The sequence below is a fragment of the Desulforamulus profundi genome, assembly GCF_002607855.1.
The window spans coordinates 1-19178 of record NZ_AWQQ01000116.1; the positions used below are offsets into that span (position 1 = coordinate 1).

A 19178-nucleotide genomic window follows, 5' to 3' on the forward strand; every position below is an offset into this window, starting at 1 on the left:
CCGTAAGGGAAAACCCATCACTAGGCAACGGTTTTTACCCATAGCTGCCATTGCAGCCACTTATGAGAAGCCAGCGGCTGAAAGCAGTGTGATTCTTCCAGAGGAAGAATGTCCGGCAACCTTCAAGGATGCGTACCTCTTGATAAGCAACCGAGTCGATGCACCGGAAGAAGCGGCCAGTGTCTATGCCAAACGGTGGAGAATAGAAGTTTTTTATCGCATGGTGAAACAGAATCTTGGATTAACTTCGTGCTATGCTCATTCTGAAACTGCCCATTTCGCACATGTGGAACTCTTGTTCACGGCGAAGACCCTTCTTTGTTACGCTACTTGGGAGTGCAATAAAGAAGGCGCCGAACAAGCCCCATCCCTCTGCGAAGTGGTAAGGTACTTTTTCAACGCCAGCTGTCGGATCAGCTGTTGCGAGCAGTTGATCCAAGTCTATTTTGACACGGCAACCGAGCGTTTTTCAAGGCTTATTGATAAATTTTGGCCGCAATCTTTAGAACTTAGGTTATGGATCTGGGAATATTATCCTGGAACTGCATAACTACTGTCTATTCAATAAGACTAAAGAGAAACTGCTTTTAGATCTGATTGACACTAAAGAATTTCAAAGATTACGCCGAATCAGGCAACTGGGCTTTTCTTTCTATACATGGACCGGGAGCTGGACCCCAAATACCTGCTGGACAGAGCAGCCAGGCTGGACATACTGGCCAGGACAGCCGCAGGAGCGCTGGTAAATGTGGAGCTACAAATAGCCAATAAATACAACATTGACAAACGTACTTTATTCTACTGGGCAGGGCTCTACCACGGGCAGTTAAGTAGCGGGCAGGATTTCATCCACCTCAGAAAAACCATCACCATCACCATCAACATCCTGGGCTTTAACCAGTTCAAAGGCAAGACAAAATACCAACACACCTTCCGCATCATTCCGCATCAGGGAAGACGAGACCGGTGAGTTACTGAACGATGAACTGGAGATACACTTTTTGGAGCTGGAGAAGTTCATCCGGCTGAAACGCAGGCCGAAGGACGCCCTGGAGGAATGGCTGCTATACTTCAATAATATTGTAGGCGAAGAAATGGAGGCGATCGCTATGGGAAACCCGGGCATTCGCAAGGCAATGACCATCGAGCAGATATTCTTCAAAAACCAGAGGGAGCGCAGGCTGTATGAGCTAAGGGAGAAGGCTGTCAGGGAYGAAATCTCCATGGTGGCAGGAGCCCTGGCCGAGGGAGAGGCTAAAGGTAAGGTTGCAATGGCTCAGGAGGCTATCTGCAAATACCTGGATGCCAGGTTCCCTGAAGATTCCGCTGGTTTACAGAGAGATATCCAGAAAATTAATGACATAGTCATTCTTGATAAAATCATCAACAAAATCTACACTGTTAATAGCCTGGAGGAAGCGGCAGCTATTGTCAGGGAGGCAGCCAAATAAGCAAGATAATGTCAGACATCACAAAAATTAGCCCCGGAAGGAGATAGACCCTCTTTCCGGGGCTTCTTGTGTCTAAAGGAGGGATTACAACAGTGACAGGGTGCCAGGCAGTAAGGTCGCCGTTCAATGGCTGTTCAGCCAACTTATTGGTTACTGAGTTTTTGGGGATTGGGGCTCTGGCTTGGTTTATTGACTTGTTCGCCAGGAAAAGTTTTATGTAACCGAGTAAAAATTTTGGCATTAAGATGTTGACAAAGAAAAAATGTTAAATTATAATGATTATAAATTAATAGGAGATWTAAATTTAAAATGATGATAAATAAGCTTAAAAATTTAGGCTGAAATTAACGCCTCAAAGACTGGCAATTTTAAATTTGCTTGAAGGTAATGCAAAACACCCGTCAGCGGAGGAAATATACAATCAATTAAAACCCCAGTACCCTTCATTATCTCTTGCGACGGTATACAATACCCTTGAAATACTGGCTAAAGCAGGGGAATTGCAAGAGATAAGGATAAAGGCGGATAAAAGACATTTTGATCCYAATCCTGCCCCCCATGGCCATTTTTTATGCCGGAGTTGCCAATCTATTTATGATTTGGATGCAGGCCCTCTGGAAATACAAACGTCATTTAATATTAAGGGGTATTTGGTGGAAGAATATACACTTTATTTTTATGGGATATGCCCAAGATGTTGGGAAAAGAGCAGCRGCAAATAACCCGTAACAGGGAATTATATAAAAAATTAAGTTTAGGAGGTTAAATCTATGAAAAGATGGCGCTGTATTGTTTGTGGATACGTCTGCGAAGGGGAGTCTCCGGTGGAAAAATGTCCCAACTGCGGAGCACCCCAGGAAAAATTTGAACTRTTGACCGCCTCCGGTCCGGATCTGGTGGACTGGAATAAAATAGGTGTGGTTAAAGGCTCCGGTTTTGAAGAGGATCTGAACATGCAGTTTAAGGGAGAGTGCATGGAGGTGGGCTTATATATTGCCATGGCCCGTCAGGCCGAGCGGGAGGGCTATCCGGAGATAGCAGAAACAATGAAGCGTATAGCCTGGGAGGAAGCTCACCACGCAGCTCGCTTTGCTGAACTTCTGGGGGAAGGATTAAGCGAAAGCACKGAGGAAAACCTGAAAAAACTGGTAGACGGCGAAGCCGGTGCCAACCGYGGGAAAAAGGAAATCGCCGTCCGCGCCAAAAAGGAAGGACAGGACGCGATCCATGATGCCATTCATGAAGCTTGCAAAGACGAAGCCAGACATTGCATGGCTTTCTACGGTCTCTTAAAAAGGTACTTCCCAAAGGCTTAAGATATTTACACAGGAATATACCCTTTGTTAAAAATAGCAAGGGATGCTTGTTTTCCGGCAAGAAAATCCCTTGCTATTTTTCGGTTATAAAGAAGGTTGCCGGAAGTGGCAAATATAACAAAGACATATTCGGGCAACAGATATCAGCAAATTTGGCCTGCATGGGAGGCAGCAAAAGAAATCTGTATTTTAATATATGTTTAAATATGTTATTTTTAAAATATTGATACCACAATCCCATGCACCGCATTTTCATTAACTGGTGACAACCAAAGATATGGAAAGTATCACAAGAAAGCCCCCGAGAGAAAGTCTCTCCCAGGGGCTTTTTTGTATTGATAATTTATGCAAAAAATGTAAGAAACCAAAGGGCTAATCAAAGAGCTTCATGCCATGCTTTTCTCTGGCATCAAGACCCTGGTCGGAGGCGTCCCTGTGGTACACGGGGCTTATAAAATCAAAGATAATCACGTTCTAACTGCCAACAGCCAAAGCCATCACTACATTCCAGCTACCCAAGTTCCTGTTGAGATGGAAAAACTGATCACCTGGTATAACGATAATAAGCAAATCCTTCATCCCATCAAATTATCTGCCCTCTTTCATCACCGGTTTGTTGCTATTCACCCTTTCCCCGATGGGAATGGCAGAGTGGGCCGGTTGTGCATGAACTACATCCTGATGAAAAAAGGATACCCCCCGGCCATTATCCGAAAAGAAAACCGATGGGATTATTACACGGCTCTTGAAGAAGCAGATAACAACAAGCCCGAATCATTTGTACATTCCAGTAAGAAAGAGCAGCCATGGACCTTTGCTACAAGGGCAAGTTGATTAATACAAGTTGGTTAATAAATGTTACGGTTATGAGGTTCTTGGTAAACAGTTCATGCGAACTGTCTACTCACCAGCCACAAGAACCGTCCCTGCGGCTTCATAATTAGCACTACGGTGTCACTTTCCTCCTCTGTGACCGGTTTGGCAGGTAAGATCCTCGCTCCCTGTCTATTTACGTCGAGTGCTGTCATTTGGTACAATCTTAGTAACCCCGGAAAATTTAAGTAATCAATTTTTGACACTTATTTGGTTTCAAAGGCCCCGAAAAACTCAACGGTCCACGAATGTCAGTGTAGGCGGGTGATCACCTGGTGAAGGATCCACAGTTGCAAGACCTCCTGGAAAAGGCCAGGGCCGGAGATAAGCAGGCCCGGGATGATCTACTCCAATCTCACCGGGCTACATAGCAGAGGTCGCGGCTGCTTACTGCGGCCGCAGGCTTTACTGGCAAAACGAAGACGAGCTGAGCGTTAGCTGCTGGCCTTCAACGAGGCCATCGATACCTTCAACCACTCTGCCGGCAAGGAGTTTCTCCATTATGCCCGGCTGGTGATCAAAAACCGGCTGATCGACTACTATCGTAAAGAATCACGACACAACCACCTCTCCCTGGAAGGATTGCCTGGCAATGAGGAAGGTCTTCCGCAGTGGGAAGCAGCTACCGCATGGCGACAGTATCACGAGGAAGAACTGGCCCGCGAGCGGGCGGAAGAAATGCTCCGCTTCGACCAGGTTCTACATACCTTTAACCTTTCACTGCAGCTTTTGGAACGGGCCTGTCCCAGGCACCGGGATACCCGGGAGATGCTGGTGCAAGCCGCCTGCGTGCTGGCCAGGGAACAGGACTTGCTGGCCTACGTTAAGCGTTACAAGCAGCTCCCTCTCCAGGAGCTGTCCCGGGCCACCCGCCTCAGCCGGAAGGTATTAAAAAGGGGACGAGCTTACATCCTGGCGTTGACCCTGATTCTCACCCATTCTGAATTCACGCACCTGCGCTCCTTGTTCTCGCTGCCACCGCCGGCTGCCTGTAGCGCCGGCCCAACGGACATGTCAAAAACGCCGGCCGGCTCTTCCAGGGGAGGTGACCCTCGATGACCAAGATAAAAGGGTTAGTGGTGAAGACGGAAGGCCGCCACATGTGGGTCGCCACCGAAGACCGGCAGTTCAGGCGGTATCCCCTTCCTGCCACAGGAGCTGCCGTCGGCCAGGAGGTGTGGGTTGAACAGCCCGTACCCGCCGTTCCGTATTTCTCCTCCCGGGGTGCCCTGGTGGCGGGCCTGGTAGTAATGATATTCCTGGGGGCGTTCCTCTGGCAATTGGTCCCCGGCGGTACCCCTGTCGCCTACCTGGCCGTGGACATCAACCCGAGCCTGGAAATCGCCGTGGACGGTGCGGGCAGGGTGCTGGAAGTGGAACCCCTGAACCAGGACGCCAAATTGCTGGTAAAGGGCCTTTCTCCCCGGAAGAAGGACGTCTATACCTTCCTTGACCGGATAATCCAAAAGGCCGAATACTCCGGTTACCTCAAACCCGGACGGGATAACCTGGTGCTGGTGACCATCATGCCGGTCAGGGACGGAGCACCCGTCCCGGTAAACGCTTCCGGGGTAAAAGAAGCTGTCCTGAAAAGCCTTGCTGACCGGAACGTTAAAGGTAAGGTCGGCATTCAAAACGCCTCTCCGGAGGAACGCATCAGAGCCAGGGAGGCGGGTCTTTCGGTAAACCACTACCTGCTCATTAACAGGGCAGTCGAAAAGGGAGTTCTGCCAGGCCTCACCGTAAAGGACAAGGCCGGCATCCAGGAGATCCTGAATCGTTTATCCGCCAGGGGCATTCAATTGGAACAGCTGGTGGTTGAATTCGGTGTCACCGCGGGACTTGGCAGCAACCAGCCGCCCCCCAAGGAGACCCTGGTTAACCCCGGGACAGTACCGCCCGGCAGTACTCAAGAAACCACCGGTAATCCGGAGCACCGGGATGCCAGGCCAGCAGAATTTCGTCCAGTGGATGAGGACGAGGAGCCAGGCGGGGACGACGACCGCCTACCGGAGGACGAGGAAGAAGCCGGCATTAAAGGCGAAGAAAAAGTTGATGAAGCGGATGAGGGTGAGGGTAATGAAGCTGGCGCGGAGGATACCCGCATAGAAGATGAAAAAGACGACGCCCGGGACCAGAGCATTGATCGTGATGGTGGTCAACCCGATGATTCTTCTAAACAAGAACCGGGCGAAGAAGCAAAAGAAGATGCGGGCAGTGATAACGGTGGCGACGAAGACGACGGTGCCGGTGTTCTAAAAGATTCCGGCAATGAGGACGAGAGCAAGGGCGATGATCAGGGCGACGTTCGCGAGAAAGAAAAATTTTTTGATCTGGACCCCCAAATTTTTTTCCGCCCACGCACTAACCAGTGAAAGCCAAAAACAGAAGAAAGGGGAGGTTCAAGTGTTCAGGATGCGTAGCAAAAGGTTACTGGCACTGCTGGTGATGGCTGTTTTTCTGGTAGCGGTATACTCTGTGGGAGGAGGAGCTGCAGCCGCCACAGGAGGCACGTCACCGGCACCGGAAACCTCTGCCGGCCCGACTGTGCCAGGGGACACCGGCGATGACAAACCAGGCACGGCTGGTGACCAAGACAAGGATGATGAAGACCGGAATGAAGAACGGGATGCCGGCAAAGATGCGAACAAAGTTGAAGACCAGGACGAAGAGGTAGACGAGGATCAAGCAGCTCGCGAAGAGGCGGATGAAGACCTGGACCTGGACGAGGAAGAGGACGTAGGTGACAAAGACGCCGAGAAGCAAGCAAAGAGACTTGCAAAAGCCCAGGAAGACCTGGCAAAGGCCCTGAGGAAACTGGCGGAGAACCCCAACGATAAAGATGCTTACGAAGACATGGCCAGGGCCTCTGCCGCCCTGGGCCAGTGGGATCAGGTCAAAGAAGCGGCAACACAGCTCCTGGCTATAGACCCGGACAACGAAGAGGCCGGCATCTTACTCGCGGTAAGCCTCTACCGCCAGGGGGATCAAGAGGGAGCGCTGCAACAGCTCCAGGCCATGGCCACCCAAAAGTCCGGTGACGACGACGTTTACGAACTGCTGGGAGAACTCCTGGAACTCCAGGGAGAACTGGATGAGGCGCTGGAAAAATACGAACAGGCCGCCGCTCTTAACCCCAACGACCCGGACATTTTCGCCAAGTTGAGCGTGGCTTATCAGAAAGTGGGGATTGAAGGAGTCAAGGTCTTTGTCAACGGTAGCAAGCCGCAATTCGACGTCCAGCCCCAGATCGTCGATGGGCGCACCCTGGTTCCCTTCCGGGCGCTGGCGGAAAGTCTCGGCGCCAGGTGGCCTGGGACGAAGCGACCCGCCAGGTGACAGTGTTTAAGGTGGACATCACCATCCACCTCACCGCTGACAGTCCGGTCGCCACGGTTAACGGCACTCCCGTCAACCTGGATGTACCTGCTACCATCACCGGCGGCCGGGTACTGGTACCCCTCCGGTTCCTGGGTGAGGGACTGGGCGCTAAGACCAAGTGGGATCAGCAAAGCCAGATGGTTATAGTCAGTCAATAAGTAGAGATACAGGTGCAGATCTAGAGGGGATACCCCCACAGGGGTATCCCCTCTACTTGGGTCCGATTACGGGATAGTGCGCTGTATCATTATCCTTACCGTCGTTGCCCGCTGCAGCCACAAACACCATGTTGATTAAACAAAGACCTTACACCACTATGTTTTGGTGAACTCATTTCCTCGGCATTTTAAAAGGACAGGGGGTTTTTATTCCAGGTTAAACAGGTTATAATTAAGAATAGGAAATATCTGTTAACTGCATGAGGAAGGAGAGGAGAGAATGGCAATCATCCCTACTAAGCAAGAAAGATATAGTTATCTGGACTATAAAGACTGGCCTACCGATAACCACTGGGAGTTGATAGAAGGGGTTCCTTTTGCCATGGTCCCAGCTCCTTCAACGGAGCATCAACTCATTAGTGGGAATTTGTTTTTTACTATAAAAGGCCATTTAAAGTCGAGCAAAAAAGATTGTATTGTCTTTTATTCTCCGTACAACGTGCTATTACCAGAAGAAGGAGAAAGTGAAGAAAATTGCTCAACAGTTGTTCAGCCCGACCTACTCGTAGTTTGTGATAGAACGAAAATCAAAGAAAAATATTGCGTGGGGGCACCTGATTGGATTATTGAGATTTCCTCCCCTTCTTCTCCTTCCATGGACTATGTGAAAAAGTTGCACCTCTACGAGAAGCACGGGGTTCGAGAATATTGGATTATTAATCCTCAAAAGAAACACATTATGATCTTCCGGTTGAAAGAAAATGGCGAATATGATGTGCCTGAGATTTATATAGAGAGCGGGGTTGTAAAGGTTAGTATTTTTGAAGGTTTCGAAATTAAAACAGAGGATGTTTTTGTCTAATAGGGGTACTGTATACATAGAGCAAAAAGTTCTTTAAACCAATCACAGCCCCTCTAATAACAGGTCTAGCCCTTACAGACCATTAACGCTTCCTTCCGGAAGGTTTAGAAAAACCGTTGTAGATACTCGACCGGAGTTACTAACTAATTAGGGTCTTATTACATGCCGGGCGAACCGAAAATAGACGTGGCACAGGCCACGTCTATCCATTTCTCTAGATTTTATTTAACAGATATTGCTCCAGTTTATCTTTAATGTCCTGCACCCGGGCCACCATGGAAGGGCTCGCTTCAAAGAGGGTCTTGCCGGCAAGATCAGCGGTAACTGCTTCCGGATCGTAGGTAGAATCCCTAACAGGGGCAGGAAATCAAGGGCTTGGCGAACACTTTCTTCCTGGCCGGGCCGAACTTTATTGGCCACGGCAAAAACCCGCTCAACCCCTAAATCCCGGGCAAATTTTACAGTGACTTTGGCCGTTTGGAAGCTGCGCTGCCCGGGCTCCACCACCACGATAAAGGCATCCACCCCTCTGGCAGTTCCCCGGCTCATGTGTTCCAGCCCCGCTTCCATGTCCACAATTACCGTGTCGTCTTCTTCCAATACCAAGTGATTTAGCAGAGTTTTTACAAAGGTATTCTCCGGGCAATAGCAGCCGCTGCCTCCGGTGGAAGTAAGACCTAACTGGAGCAGTTTAATGCCACCCTTTTGCACCACGTGTTTTTCCGGAATGTCATCCACCTTGGGATTTAAACTAAACCACTGGCCGCTGGTACCAGGTTCCGCGCCGGTTCGTTCTTTAATTAATTTTCTGTCCTGGGCAATGGTTGTAACCTGTTCCAACTCCTGTGCTGTGAAACCCAGGGCCATGCCCAGGTTGGCATCCGGATCTGCATCCACCGCCAGTACTTTTCTACCCTCCCCGGCATACAGGTGACACAACATGGCTGATAATGTGGTCTTGCCAACGCCCCCCTTACCGGAGACGGCAATCTTCACACCGGATTGTATCGACATTCTGTGTACCCCCTAGATGATTAGCTTAGTCCAAGAGCTTTCCTTTTTGCTTTAATTCGGTTGAGGATCATTTCTGCTGCTTTAACGGGATCTTCTTCATAAATCAGCTTGCCGCCAAACAACCCGTCGGTGGTTACAGGGAAGTTTTCCTTTTCGGCTGTCAGTACATTGACCACCAGTTCCGAACCGGTAACCTGGGGATTAACACCCACGTGTACGTCTACCCCGTTGGCAATAAAGTAAGTGCCAATGGATAAAGCCTTGGGATGGTGAGTTTCCGGACAAGAACCGGCAACCGGTAAATCTTTAATACCGACTCCCAGGTAGTTGGCCAGAGCATTTAAAAGGTCAGCAATTCTGGAGTTGTCGACGCAACTACCCATGTGCAGGGCCGGGGGCAAGGCCGGCAGGCCGTTAGCCTGGCCAATGGCGGTCAAGATGTTTCGTAAACTTTCCCCGGCATATTGTACCCCATCTGGGGATAATAATCCGAACTTACCCAAAGAGTGGGCGGAGCAACCGGTGGCAACCACCAGTACATTATTTTTGATCAGTTCCATGGCCAGGGCCACGTTTGAGCTGTCTTGTTTAACCCTGGGGTTGGTGCAGCCCACCAGGGCCACGGCTCCCAAAATCTGCCCGCCGGCAATGGCATCAACCAAAGGTTTTAACGGGTCTTCGGCGTTAACACCTTGAGGGCTTCTACAATCTGTTCAACAGAGAACCCGGCATAGGCTTCTGTAACCTCATTGGGTATAGAAATTTTCCTGGGATCTCTCTTTTTAAAGTTGGCAATGGCCTTCCGCACAATTTCTTGGGCCGCTTCATCTGCCCGCTCGGTGCTGAACTCCACGTGGGTAGCCCCGGACATCTTGGCATAGGGCAGAGTGGTAATGATTTCAGTATGATAGCAGCTGGCCACTGTCTGAAGGCCGGGCATGATGCACTGGATATCCACTACCATGGCCTCCAGAGCCCCTGTGATAATGGGCATTTCCTGGCTGGCATAGTTGGTGGCCACAGGAACGCCCTTGCGCATTAATAATTCGTTTCCGCTGCAGCAAACACCCACCACATTAATTCCCTCGGCTCCTACAGCTTTGGCCTCGTCCTTAAGTTTGCCGGCCCATGCAACCACTTTCTCAGCTAACAGGGGAACATGGCCGTGCACCGAAATATTCACCATTTCCTCTTTGATTACACCAGACGGTATTGTGCCTTAACCGCCTTGGGAGTACCAAACAGGATATCCTGAAGATCGGTGGACATGTGCAGACCGGCGTAACCGTCCACCAGTCCCATGGTGATGGTTCCCAGCAACAGGTTGGCAGGATCGGTGTCACCGCCCATTACCTGGCGAGCCATGGCTTTAGCAATTTCCAGGTGGGCGTTTACCGGCAGCAGGCCGAGTTTTTCCCAGTTCTCAACGGACTTGCTGTTGGCTCTAAATTTAAGCCAGTTTAGGGTGCCATGTTGTTTTTGGAAATCTTCCAATGCCTTGGTGGCCACTTCCTTGGCCAGGTGATTAACATCTTTTCCTTCAGCATTTAGGCCCAGACCTTGAGCCACAGCCTTTAGTTTTGCTTCATCCTGAATGGCGTAGGGAGCTTTGCCTTCTACTGCTTCCAGGATGGCATGGGCAACCTCCCTGGCGTGCTCGGCATGACTGGCTGTCCCCTCGGTAACCGTGGTTAAAAAGTTTCTGGCTACAATTGTATCTACATTGGCGCCACAGACGCCTGCCCGGGCTCCTTTTCCTTTGGGCGCAATACGGCAGGGTCCTTCAAGGCAGTGCTTGCAGCATACCCCGGTGGATCCAAAACCACACTGGTTCATTTTGGCTGCCCGGTCAAAGGCTGTATCGATCCCTTCCTCCCGGGCCTTGGTCAGCATTTGTTGTACACCGGTGTCCATGGACAGGTCTTTAACATCCTTTAAACCCATCAGACATCCCCCAATCCATTTTTTCTTTCATCTTATACCTATTCACCGGTGATTTCTGTAAAGTTCTTTACAAGTTTTAATTAAAAATTATGAATTTTTAATTAATTGTCAGCTGGCTGTCGGTATTTTTTTAATCCGTCTATATCTTTAATAATCAGGTTTTTCTGCTGAACTTTAATTAAACCCTTTAAAGTTAAATCCTTAAAAAGGTTTGCCAGGGTCTGTCGGCTGCTGCCGATCATACTAGCAATCTCTTCTCTGGTAAAGGTGAGCCGAATGACAATCCCTTGATCTGTTTTGGTTCCGCTATTCCTGGCCCATTCCAGCAATAAGGATATCAGCCTGACACCGGCTTCTTCAAAAACTAAACTCTCAATAACATCCATGGACCCCTTGAGGGTATCCCCCAAAACCCCGGCCAAGCCCAACATCAAATTAGGTACTTTAACCAGCATTTCCTTAAAAACCTCCATCGGGATGGCCGCTATCTTCACGGGTTCCAACGCTTGTCCAAAGGTGCGGGTATGCCCGCTGTAAACATCCCCGGCAGTTAGGATGGTCAGGGTAAACTCTTTTCCCTGGGGATAGCTTAGATAAACCCGCACCTTCCCTTCCAGGATTAATAAAATGGACTTGTGGAATTTACCGGGTGAAAAAACGATTTCCTTACGGTTAAAACGGTATTCTGTAAAACAGTGCTGGTAGTCCTCCAGATCTTCCAATTTAACGCCGCCAAACAGATCAGTTTTTCTTAAGCCTCCGAGACTCTTAATTCCTAACACCCCCACCGGCTTTGGTCTTACTCATTATTTTCATATAAGATGTGATAAAAAGCAATTAGCAGCCGGTTAGTGGGTGCCAGGCAGTGCGGCCGAGCCAGGTTGCGTCGTATAGCGGGCCAAAAGCATTTGTGCTGAAGGGATTGAGCCACGAAATACTAAACGGGAAGGCTGATGCGGTTGCCTGTGCAGAAAGCAATATCAGGCAATAAACCATAGGTCTGGTCGACTATCCCTTTTTTAGCCTTTGCCTGCTTGGACTTTAACACAATCCTTCCTTCCTCAACATAACAAGCCAGGGTATCCCCTTCTTTAAGGTTAAGGTTAAGGCTATTTCTAGCTTCTACAGGTATAACAATTTGACCTCTTGAAGAAATCTTGACAGTATACATTTCTTACACCTTCTTATGTTACTTATTATTCTTATTATATCTTAAGAATAATTTACTGTCATAATTTAGTTGGTTACAAGAGGGGGAGTAGCCTGCTACCCCCCGGTTGTATCAAAACCGTGCTAGATTACTCGATTCCCCTCGGAGGGGTATCTTTTCTCTTTGCCGCCGACTCGCTGGTGGGCGAGTCCATGCAGAACCCGGCCAAATACTATCGCAACAATGTGGCCAGTATTGATCAATTTCTTGTAATCTACATAACCCCGGTCAAAGACATTTAGGACATCACTATTGTCTAACCCCCATGGAGCAAAAAGAAATGAGAAAAGCAATAAACTCCTCCATCGCCGGGGATTGAAATTTTCCTTTGTGATAAATTAGATAAAACTGACGAAATAAAGGTAAATCTTTTATTTTAACAGGGACAAGGGTTCCCAGCTTTAATTCCTTTTGTACCGCCCATTTGGAAATAATCGTTGTTCCAAACCCCGCTTCCACAGCCGCCTTTACTGCTTCCGTACTTCCTAATTCCATTACCACATTCAAGAAAGCCAGGTCTACCCCCACCTCTTCCAGTCGCTCTTCAGTAATCCTCCTGGTGCCAGATCCTTGTTCCCTTAGAACCAAGGGTAAGGCTACAAGTTCATCTAATGAAATAACCTGTTGTTGAGCCAGTGGATGGTCTTTTGGTATCACAACAATGAGTTCGTCATGCAGGAAGGGTTTCACGGTCAATTCCAAATTTTCCACCCGGTCTTCCACCAGTCCCAAATCTAGCTCGTGCTTCACTACCATACTCACGATATGTTCTGTGTTTGTCACCTGGAGTAAGGCTTTTACCTGGGGATGTTGTTGATTAAATGCCCCCAGTATTTTTGGAATAACGTATTCCCCTAACGTAAAACTTGCCCCCAGTGATAATGGCCCCTGGATACTGCCGGTAAATCTTGCGATATCTTTTTCTGCCGCATCGATTAAGGATAATACCTTGTCCACATATTGATACAAGATTCGGCCAGCTTCTGTAATCGTTACCTGATGGGTGTTACGCTCGAACAATCTGGTGCCAAAATAGTCCTCCAAGGACTTAATGTGCATGCTGACTGCCGGTTGAGAAATAAAAAGGGCCTGTGCAGCCCCTGAAAAACTTTTTTTGTCTGCCACTGCCTTAAAAATCTGAAATTGGTATAAACTCAAATACGATTCCTCCTAGAAACCAATTATGTGGATGGCTAAAAAACCAGCAATTGAAATAATAACAGAACCAATTATACCAATAAGAAATGCCTTTTGTCCCATTCGTTTGAACATTTTTAAATTGACGCTAAGTCCCATACCTGCCATAGCTACAGTTAAAATTATAGCACTGGCCTGCAACATAAGTGAAACAAGTTTTTTATCTATTATACCAACAGTATTAAGACAACTCATAGCAATAAAACCAAAGATAAACCAGGGAATTGTAATCTCATTTATTCCACTCTTTTCTTTATCCTTAATACGCAAGTTGAACCAAAAACTCGTTACTAGAGTAACAGGAACAATCATTGCCACCCGGCCAAGTTTCGTCAAGATAGCCATGTCTGCAGCTGCACTACCAAAAGGTTGAGAAGCTGCTACTACATGGGCCACCTCATGAAGGGTTGCTCCGGCAAAGATCCCATATTCTTTTAAACTCAAACCTAAATAAGGTTGTAACAAAATGTAAATAATACTCCCAAAGGTTCCCAGGATGGCAACCGTTGCTACCGATACTACTGTTTCATCCTCATCGGATTTAATCGTTGGTGCAATGGCGGCAATGGCGGCTGCACCGCAAATCCCAGTTCCTACCGCCGTTAATAAGGCAAGTTTTTTCTCAACACGATATATTCTCCCCAAATAGTAAATAATACCAATAGCTAAAACAATAACTGAGACATCAAGAAGAATTATTTGTGGACCCGCAGTGAAGATAGCATTCAGATTAAGTCGTACACCCATTAAAATAATTCCCAGTTGTAGAAGTTTTTTACTTGCAAATCTTATACCGGCACTGGCATGAGCAGGTATTCCCATCAGGGCCCGCCATGTTACCCCCACTATAATTGCAATAATTAAGGGACCAGGTATCGATAAAAGAGGGAGACTCACGATGTTGTGAGTAAGCACCCCCACCACTACTGCCAGAATAAGTCCCCGGATTTCACCCCGAAATTTTCTTTGTTGGTTGCTGTTAAGTAAAGCATTTCCTTGCATAATAACCATCTCCTAACAATTTGCTCTGTGCAAGTCTAAGTCTAATGGGATTATTTTTAAATTGGAAATAATTCATGATGATAAACCCTATAAAGATATGCTTATAAACCTATCCTTTATCGGGTGTTACCAGTTTTCATGTTTCTTGCTGATTTCAAGTTTAAAAAAGCAGACTAAATACTCCGGTTGGTGGAAAAATATCGATTAAGGGAAACGAGGTATAGCTTTGCAACCTCAACTAAATGCGCTGCAAAAATACGCTATTAGAATCTAGGAGTGCATTTGCAAAACGGGGTGACCTTTATGGGTGAAATTTAACTTTTTGGCAGGAAAAGGCACAAGGCGTGACGAAGTACAAGGGGTGACGCAGTTAGAAGTAATGCCGGGAATATTTTTGAAGTGTTTTGCTGTTCTTTTGCTTAAAAAATCAGAAACGGAGGCAGTGGTTATGATGGATTTCATCAAAAAAGGATTAGCGTTCGGACTTGGTTTAGCCGTTACAAGTAAGGAACAAGCGGAAAAGTTTGTCAATGAGTTGGTAAAAAAAGGTGAACTGTCTCAGGAAGAATCGAAGGATATGATCAACCAACTCATTCAACGAGGCGAAGAAGAAAAAAAAGAAATAAAACGCATTATGCGTGAGCAACTCAAACAAATGATGGACGAATTGAATTTAGCCACAAAGGATGATATCAATAGATTGGAACAACGAATTCAGAATCTGGAAAAACGAGACGAGTAGACGAGGGGGATCAATCATTCAGGTCCCCCGTTGTTAAGGGGACGTATTGATGCTCGGAAAAAGGATGCGCCATATCAGTCGTTATCGAGATATTGTAATCGCTTTGGTTCGCCATGGATTTGGAATCGTTGTCGAGGAAATTGGTTTTGCTCATTTTCTCTCCTTCCCCCAGAGACTGTTCTTCGAGACAAAGGGAAAGGATTCAAAAACCACTGGCGAACGTATAAGGCTTGTTCTGCAAGAATTAGGTCCGACTTTCGTTAAATTGGGGCAGATCGCAAGTACGCGCCCCGATTTGCTCCCCGAAGATATCGTCCGTGAACTGGAAAAATTACAGGACAGGGTCCCTCCTTTTTCTTTTCAAGAAGTGCGTGAGATTGTTCAAGAGGAATTGGGGGGAGATCTGGAAGAAATTTTTTGTCATTTTGAGGATTCTCCATTAGCTGCCGCTTCGATCGGACAAGTCCACCAGGCAATCCTGTGTTCTGGTGAAAAAGTGGCGATAAAAATTCAACGTCCTAATATCACCACTGTTATTGAAACAGATTTGGAAATCCTTCAGGATTTGGCTACTTTGGCTGAACACCGTTTGGAATGGGCGGCAAGGTATCAAATCCGGGATATGGCAGAGGAATTTTCCAAGTCCCTTCGAGCCGAGCTCGATTATACGATTGAAGGACGAAATGCAGAGAAAATCTCCAATCAATTCAGAGACGATTCTAAAATATATGTTCCAAAAGTGTTTTGGGAGTATTCCACCAAAAGAGTATTAACTATGGAATACATCGAAGGTGTAAAATTCAATGAATTAGAAAAACTTAAGCAAAAGGGATATAATGCCAAAATGCTGGCGGAAAGTCTAGCGAAGGCGATCTTTCACCAAATTTTCATCGACGGTTTCTTCCATGGGGACCCTCATCCCGGAAATGTCTTGGTGTTGCCGGGAGAGGTGATTGCGTTTATAGATTTCGGCATGGTAGGACGCCTTACTCCCGAGATGAAATACCATTTTTCTTCATTGGTTATTGCCTTAATGCGTCAAAGTACGGACGGGGTGATAAAAGCCATCCTTCTCATGGGACTGGTGCCTGATGATGTGGATATGATGCAGTTGCGAGACGATGTAGAACAATTAAGGGAGAAGTATTACGGTGTCCCATTAAGTCAAATAAGTCTTGGAAAGGCCGTCAATGATCTATTTAGTGTAGCATTTCGACACTCAATCCGAATTCCTGCAGCCTTAACGTTATTAGGTAAGACTTTGCTGACGATTGAAGGCGTCGTTGAAAAACTAGATCCTGACTTTAGTATCCTCAATATAGCTGAGCCATTCGGGCGTCAACTGTTAAAGGAACGACTTCATCCTAAAAGTTTAGCGGAAACTGCATGGAAGCATGTTTCCGATTATGGTGAGTTGCTGTTTGATCTTCCTAAACACATTAAAGAATTAACCTCTTTAATCAAACGGGGGCGACTTCGTCTTGAAATCGACATCCCTGAACTTGATCTTTTGTTAAAGAAACTGGATCGGATCAGCAATCGATTATCATTTAGCATTGTTTTATTGGCGTTCAGCATCATAATGGTAGGTATTATTATTGGTTCTTCTCTAGGTAGACAATCAACCTTACTGTGGAAAATTCCGGCGATTGAGATTGGTTTTGGTGTGGCAACATTAATGTTTTTGTGGCTGTTATATTCGATTTTTAAATCGGGGAGATTTTAGCAGACTTACAGGAAAATTTCTAATGGAGGTGTAAAGTCTGGTCAGGGCTTAACTGGATTAAAAACAGTTAGGTTTTTTGAACCGGGCGAAATGTTTTTTGAGTCGTATCAATTTGCTTGGTGCATGGATAGATAATTTAGACATGAAAGATACTGTAATTAAGGCAACATCCTTTATTAAAAACAGTACAAAGAGTCATGAAATTATTACATTAAATCCTGAATTCCTCTTCAGGGCTCAAAGTAAATGTGAGCTGTTAAAATTAGTTAATGAGGCAGATTTAGTGACTCCTGATGGAGCGGGTATTGTTTGGGCTTCTAAAATTGCAGGTACGCCTGTTCCGGAAAGAGTAACAGGCATTGACTTAATGTTAAATTTGATGCCTTTGGCAGAAAAAGAAGGGTGGGGGATATTTTTATTCGGAGCCTCACCCGGGGTAGCAGAAGAGGCGGCAGAAAACTTAAAAAACAATATCCGAGACTGAACATTGTAGGCACCCGCCATGGGTATTTTAAGGAAGACCAAGAAGAAGAGATTGTTAACCAAATAATTGCCGCCAAACCTCATCTGCTCTTTGTGGCTTTAGGTATGCCTAAACAGGAGCTGTGGATTTATAAGCACAAAGATCGTTTAGGGGTTCCGGTTTCTATAGGGGTAGGCGGCAGTCTTGATGTTATAGCCGGCAGGGTGCAGCGGGTTTCGCCTTGGTTACAAAAGATGCACTTAGAGTGGCTGGGGCGGTTAATTAAGGAACCCCACCGTTGGAGGAGGCAGTTGGTTTTACCCAAGTTTGCCTGGTTGGTGATAAAAAAATATGTTCTTAAGTTATAACACCCCTGAAATTTTAACAAGGGTGTTATCTTTTTGCAGCTGTCTTCGTCTTTATTAGTAGAATTTTTGAAGGTAGACAGGGGTCAACGTCGAATATAGAGTTAATCTCACATATTACTTTGAGTGGCCCCAATTATTAGCGTTGAATGTTACTGGTGAACAATGTTACAATAATTTTGTATGCCGGTTAGCTCGGAGGTGGCAAAATGGAACGAAAAAAACGCAGAAAGCTGAAAATACTTCCCTTTATATTGTTCTGTTCCTTCTTAGTGCTGGTCTTAGGTGTGGGTTACGTTTTAGCGAACCAGTTTCTTTTTGACGGAAAAGGGCCTCTATCGATGGGTGCTAAGGAATCGGACGAAGATAACCCATTTAAAGACCGCATGAACTTTCTTCTCATGGGGATTGACGCCCGGGAGGGGGAGACCAATACCCGTACGGATACCATTATGTTGGTGAGTGTGGATAAGAAAAAGAATCGAATTGCCATGATTTCTTTGCCCCGGGACACCAGGGTCAATATTCCCGGTCATGGCTTTGACAAGATTAACTCGGCCAATGTTTACGGTGGACCCCAGTTGGTCATGGAAACCGTTTCTGATTTGACGGGGGTTAAGATTGACCATTATTTGATGACCAACGTCCGTGGCTTCCGGGACATTGTTGACGCCCTGGGCGGGGTAACCATTGATGTGGAAAAGAGGATGTATCACTACGATCCCTATGATGAGCCGGACCTGCGCAAAATTGATTTGCACCCTGGTGTGCAGAGGATGGATGGGAATAAGGCCCTCCAGTATGTGCGCTTTAGAAGTGACGCCCTGGGGGATGTGACCCGGACTGAGCGGCAGCAGAAGTTTCTGAAAGCATTGGCCAAGGAAATGATGCAGCCTTCTACCATTACTAAGCTTCCCAAACTGGTGCCCACCATTAATAAATACCTGGAGACCAACCTTGGCCTCACCCAAATGATTACTCTGGCTAAGGCGGCACAGAATTTAGGAAATGTGGAGATTGTCACCCAGACGATGCCAGGAAAGTTTCTGAATATGAACGGTGCCAGCTATTGGAGCGTAGACCCCCAGCAGGCCCGGCTGGTGGCGGAGTCCCTGATTCGGGATGGTAAAGTTTATGACGTGGTGTTGGGTGAGGAAAACATAAATACCAGGAATATAGCGAAGGAAACCACTTCAAAGCCAAAGACCAGGGAATATCTCCCGGCAAACCCGACCACGGATAAAGAGTCTGCTCCTGATTCTGAGACCAAAACAACCCCGGAGGCTAAAGCACCTAAAGGAACCGATGTTGAAATCATCGTGAATCCTCCCAAGGAATCCGGGGCTGAGCAAACCAATGGCGGAATCGGTACCTCCGGTACTCAGAAGAAACCGGTGAACAACAGTGCCCAGGAAGGTGGGGCCAATTCCGGGTCCAGCAGCTGGCTTCCTTCTGCACCTCTATAGTAATTCGT

At 47.0% G+C, this 19178-nt stretch carries 17 protein-coding genes and 4 pseudogenes; 15 read left to right on the top strand and 6 right to left on the bottom strand.

Going from position 1 to position 19178, the window contains the following annotated elements; translation table 11 throughout:
* From P378_RS16210 to P378_RS16265, 10 genes and pseudogenes are all read left to right on the top strand, one after another.
* Positions 1-550: transposase (locus P378_RS16210; protein ID WP_143338527.1), on the top strand; the 550-nt coding region annotated here is incomplete at its 5' end.
* Between the two features lie 108 nt (positions 551-658).
* On the top strand, positions 659-970 hold the full coding sequence (locus P378_RS23195; RefSeq protein WP_274378747.1) for an Rpn family recombination-promoting nuclease/putative transposase: 312 nt from the start codon (positions 659-661) through the stop codon (positions 968-970).
* Between the two features lie 4 nt (positions 971-974).
* Positions 975-1451: an Rpn family recombination-promoting nuclease/putative transposase gene (locus P378_RS23200; RefSeq protein WP_274378754.1), complete on the top strand. Its 477-nt coding sequence runs from the start codon at positions 975-977 to the stop codon at positions 1449-1451.
* 374 nt (positions 1452-1825) lie between these two features.
* A complete protein-coding gene (locus P378_RS16225) occupies positions 1826-2173 on the top strand; it encodes a Fur family transcriptional regulator (RefSeq protein WP_238473341.1) in 348 nt (115 codons plus the stop codon).
* A gap of 48 nt (positions 2174-2221) precedes the next feature.
* Entirely contained in the window at positions 2222-2767 is a 546-nt protein-coding gene (locus P378_RS16230) for an NADH peroxidase (RefSeq protein WP_073236531.1), read from the top strand.
* A gap of 375 nt (positions 2768-3142) precedes the next feature.
* Entirely contained in the window at positions 3143-3601 is a 459-nt protein-coding gene (locus P378_RS16240; RefSeq protein ID WP_274378755.1) for a Fic family protein, read from the top strand.
* Between the two features lie 552 nt (positions 3602-4153).
* Positions 4154-4699, top strand: coding sequence for a hypothetical protein (locus P378_RS16245; protein ID WP_238473343.1), 546 nt, complete (start codon positions 4154-4156; stop codon positions 4697-4699).
* Positions 4696-6015 (top strand): anti-sigma-I factor RsgI family protein, encoded by a 1320-nt coding sequence (locus P378_RS16250; RefSeq protein ID WP_099083962.1) that lies wholly within the window; start codon positions 4696-4698, stop codon positions 6013-6015. The genes P378_RS16245 and P378_RS16250 overlap by 4 nt, the downstream gene beginning before the upstream one ends.
* Positions 6016-6658: 643 nt before the next feature.
* Positions 6659-7179, top strand: a pseudogene (locus P378_RS24345) (stalk domain-containing protein).
* Positions 7180-7459: 280 nt separating this feature from the next.
* Positions 7460-8041, top strand: coding sequence for a Uma2 family endonuclease (locus P378_RS16265; protein ID WP_099083965.1), 582 nt, complete (start codon positions 7460-7462; stop codon positions 8039-8041).
* A gap of 214 nt (positions 8042-8255) precedes the next feature.
* Here P378_RS16265 and P378_RS16270 read toward each other — a convergent pair.
* The 4 genes and pseudogenes from P378_RS16270 to P378_RS16285 all read right to left on the bottom strand — a co-directional run bounded on the left by P378_RS16270 (position 8256) and on the right by P378_RS16285 (position 12170).
* Positions 8256-9055: pseudogene (locus tag P378_RS16270) on the bottom strand (ATP-binding protein).
* A 20-nt stretch (positions 9056-9075) separates the two neighbouring features.
* Positions 9076-10999 (bottom strand): annotated as a pseudogene (gene cooS / locus P378_RS16275) (anaerobic carbon-monoxide dehydrogenase catalytic subunit).
* A 101-nt stretch (positions 11000-11100) separates the two neighbouring features.
* Positions 11101-11781 (bottom strand): Crp/Fnr family transcriptional regulator, encoded by a 681-nt coding sequence (locus P378_RS16280; RefSeq protein ID WP_238473345.1) that lies wholly within the window; start codon positions 11779-11781, stop codon positions 11101-11103.
* Positions 11782-11936: 155 nt separating this feature from the next.
* Positions 11937-12170: an AbrB/MazE/SpoVT family DNA-binding domain-containing protein gene (locus tag P378_RS16285; RefSeq protein WP_099083967.1), complete on the bottom strand. Its 234-nt coding sequence runs from the start codon at positions 12168-12170 to the stop codon at positions 11937-11939.
* A 119-nt stretch (positions 12171-12289) separates the two neighbouring features.
* Between P378_RS16285 and P378_RS19850 the strand changes: the two genes are divergently transcribed.
* Positions 12290-12451, top strand: a complete 162-nt coding sequence (locus tag P378_RS19850) for a hypothetical protein (protein WP_180261148.1) — start codon at positions 12290-12292, stop codon at positions 12449-12451.
* A 7-nt stretch (positions 12452-12458) separates the two neighbouring features.
* Here the strand turns inward: P378_RS19850 and P378_RS16290 are convergent, their stop codons facing one another.
* Positions 12459-13367: a selenium metabolism-associated LysR family transcriptional regulator gene (locus P378_RS16290; RefSeq protein WP_099083968.1), complete on the bottom strand. Its 909-nt coding sequence runs from the start codon at positions 13365-13367 to the stop codon at positions 12459-12461.
* A gap of 12 nt (positions 13368-13379) precedes the next feature.
* The gene (locus P378_RS16295) at positions 13380-14408 is read right to left on the bottom strand and encodes a YeiH family protein (RefSeq protein WP_099083969.1); all 1029 of its coding nucleotides are present in this window, start codon (positions 14406-14408) and stop codon (positions 13380-13382) included.
* Positions 14409-14715: 307 nt separating this feature from the next.
* Here P378_RS16295 and P378_RS16300 point away from each other — a divergent pair, with 307 nt between their 5' ends.
* The 4 genes and pseudogenes from P378_RS16300 to P378_RS16315 all read left to right on the top strand — a co-directional run bounded on the left by P378_RS16300 (position 14716) and on the right by P378_RS16315 (position 19170).
* Positions 14716-15150 (top strand): phasin family protein, encoded by a 435-nt coding sequence (locus P378_RS16300; protein WP_338013948.1) that lies wholly within the window; start codon positions 14716-14718, stop codon positions 15148-15150.
* A 49-nt stretch (positions 15151-15199) separates the two neighbouring features.
* The gene (gene ubiB, locus P378_RS16305) at positions 15200-16876 is read left to right on the top strand and encodes a 2-polyprenylphenol 6-hydroxylase (RefSeq protein ID WP_099083970.1); all 1677 of its coding nucleotides are present in this window, start codon (positions 15200-15202) and stop codon (positions 16874-16876) included.
* A 142-nt stretch (positions 16877-17018) separates the two neighbouring features.
* Positions 17019-17707, top strand: a pseudogene (locus P378_RS16310) (WecB/TagA/CpsF family glycosyltransferase).
* A gap of 206 nt (positions 17708-17913) precedes the next feature.
* Positions 17914-19170 (top strand): LCP family protein, encoded by a 1257-nt coding sequence (locus P378_RS16315; RefSeq protein ID WP_099083971.1) that lies wholly within the window; start codon positions 17914-17916, stop codon positions 19168-19170.
* Positions 19171-19178: the final 8 nt, after the last annotated feature.

Bases quoted from the DNA above. Each gene is read 5' to 3' on its own strand.
- P378_RS23195 (WP_274378747.1), top strand. From the start codon at position 659: ATGGACCGGGAGCTGGACCCCAAATACCTGCTGGACAGAGCAGCCAGG.
- P378_RS16250 (WP_099083962.1), top strand. From the start codon at position 4,696: ATGACCAAGATAAAAGGGTTAGTGGTGAAGACGGAAGGCCGCCACATG.
- P378_RS16265 (WP_099083965.1), top strand. From the start codon at position 7,460: ATGGCAATCATCCCTACTAAGCAAGAAAGATATAGTTATCTGGACTAT.
- P378_RS16285 (WP_099083967.1), bottom strand. From the start codon at position 12,170: ATGTATACTGTCAAGATTTCTTCAAGAGGTCAAATTGTTATACCTGTA.
- P378_RS16295 (WP_099083969.1), bottom strand. From the start codon at position 14,408: ATGCAAGGAAATGCTTTACTTAACAGCAACCAACAAAGAAAATTTCGG.
- ubiB (WP_099083970.1), top strand. From the start codon at position 15,200: ATGCTCGGAAAAAGGATGCGCCATATCAGTCGTTATCGAGATATTGTA.
- P378_RS16315 (WP_099083971.1), top strand. From the start codon at position 17,914: ATGGAACGAAAAAAACGCAGAAAGCTGAAAATACTTCCCTTTATATTG.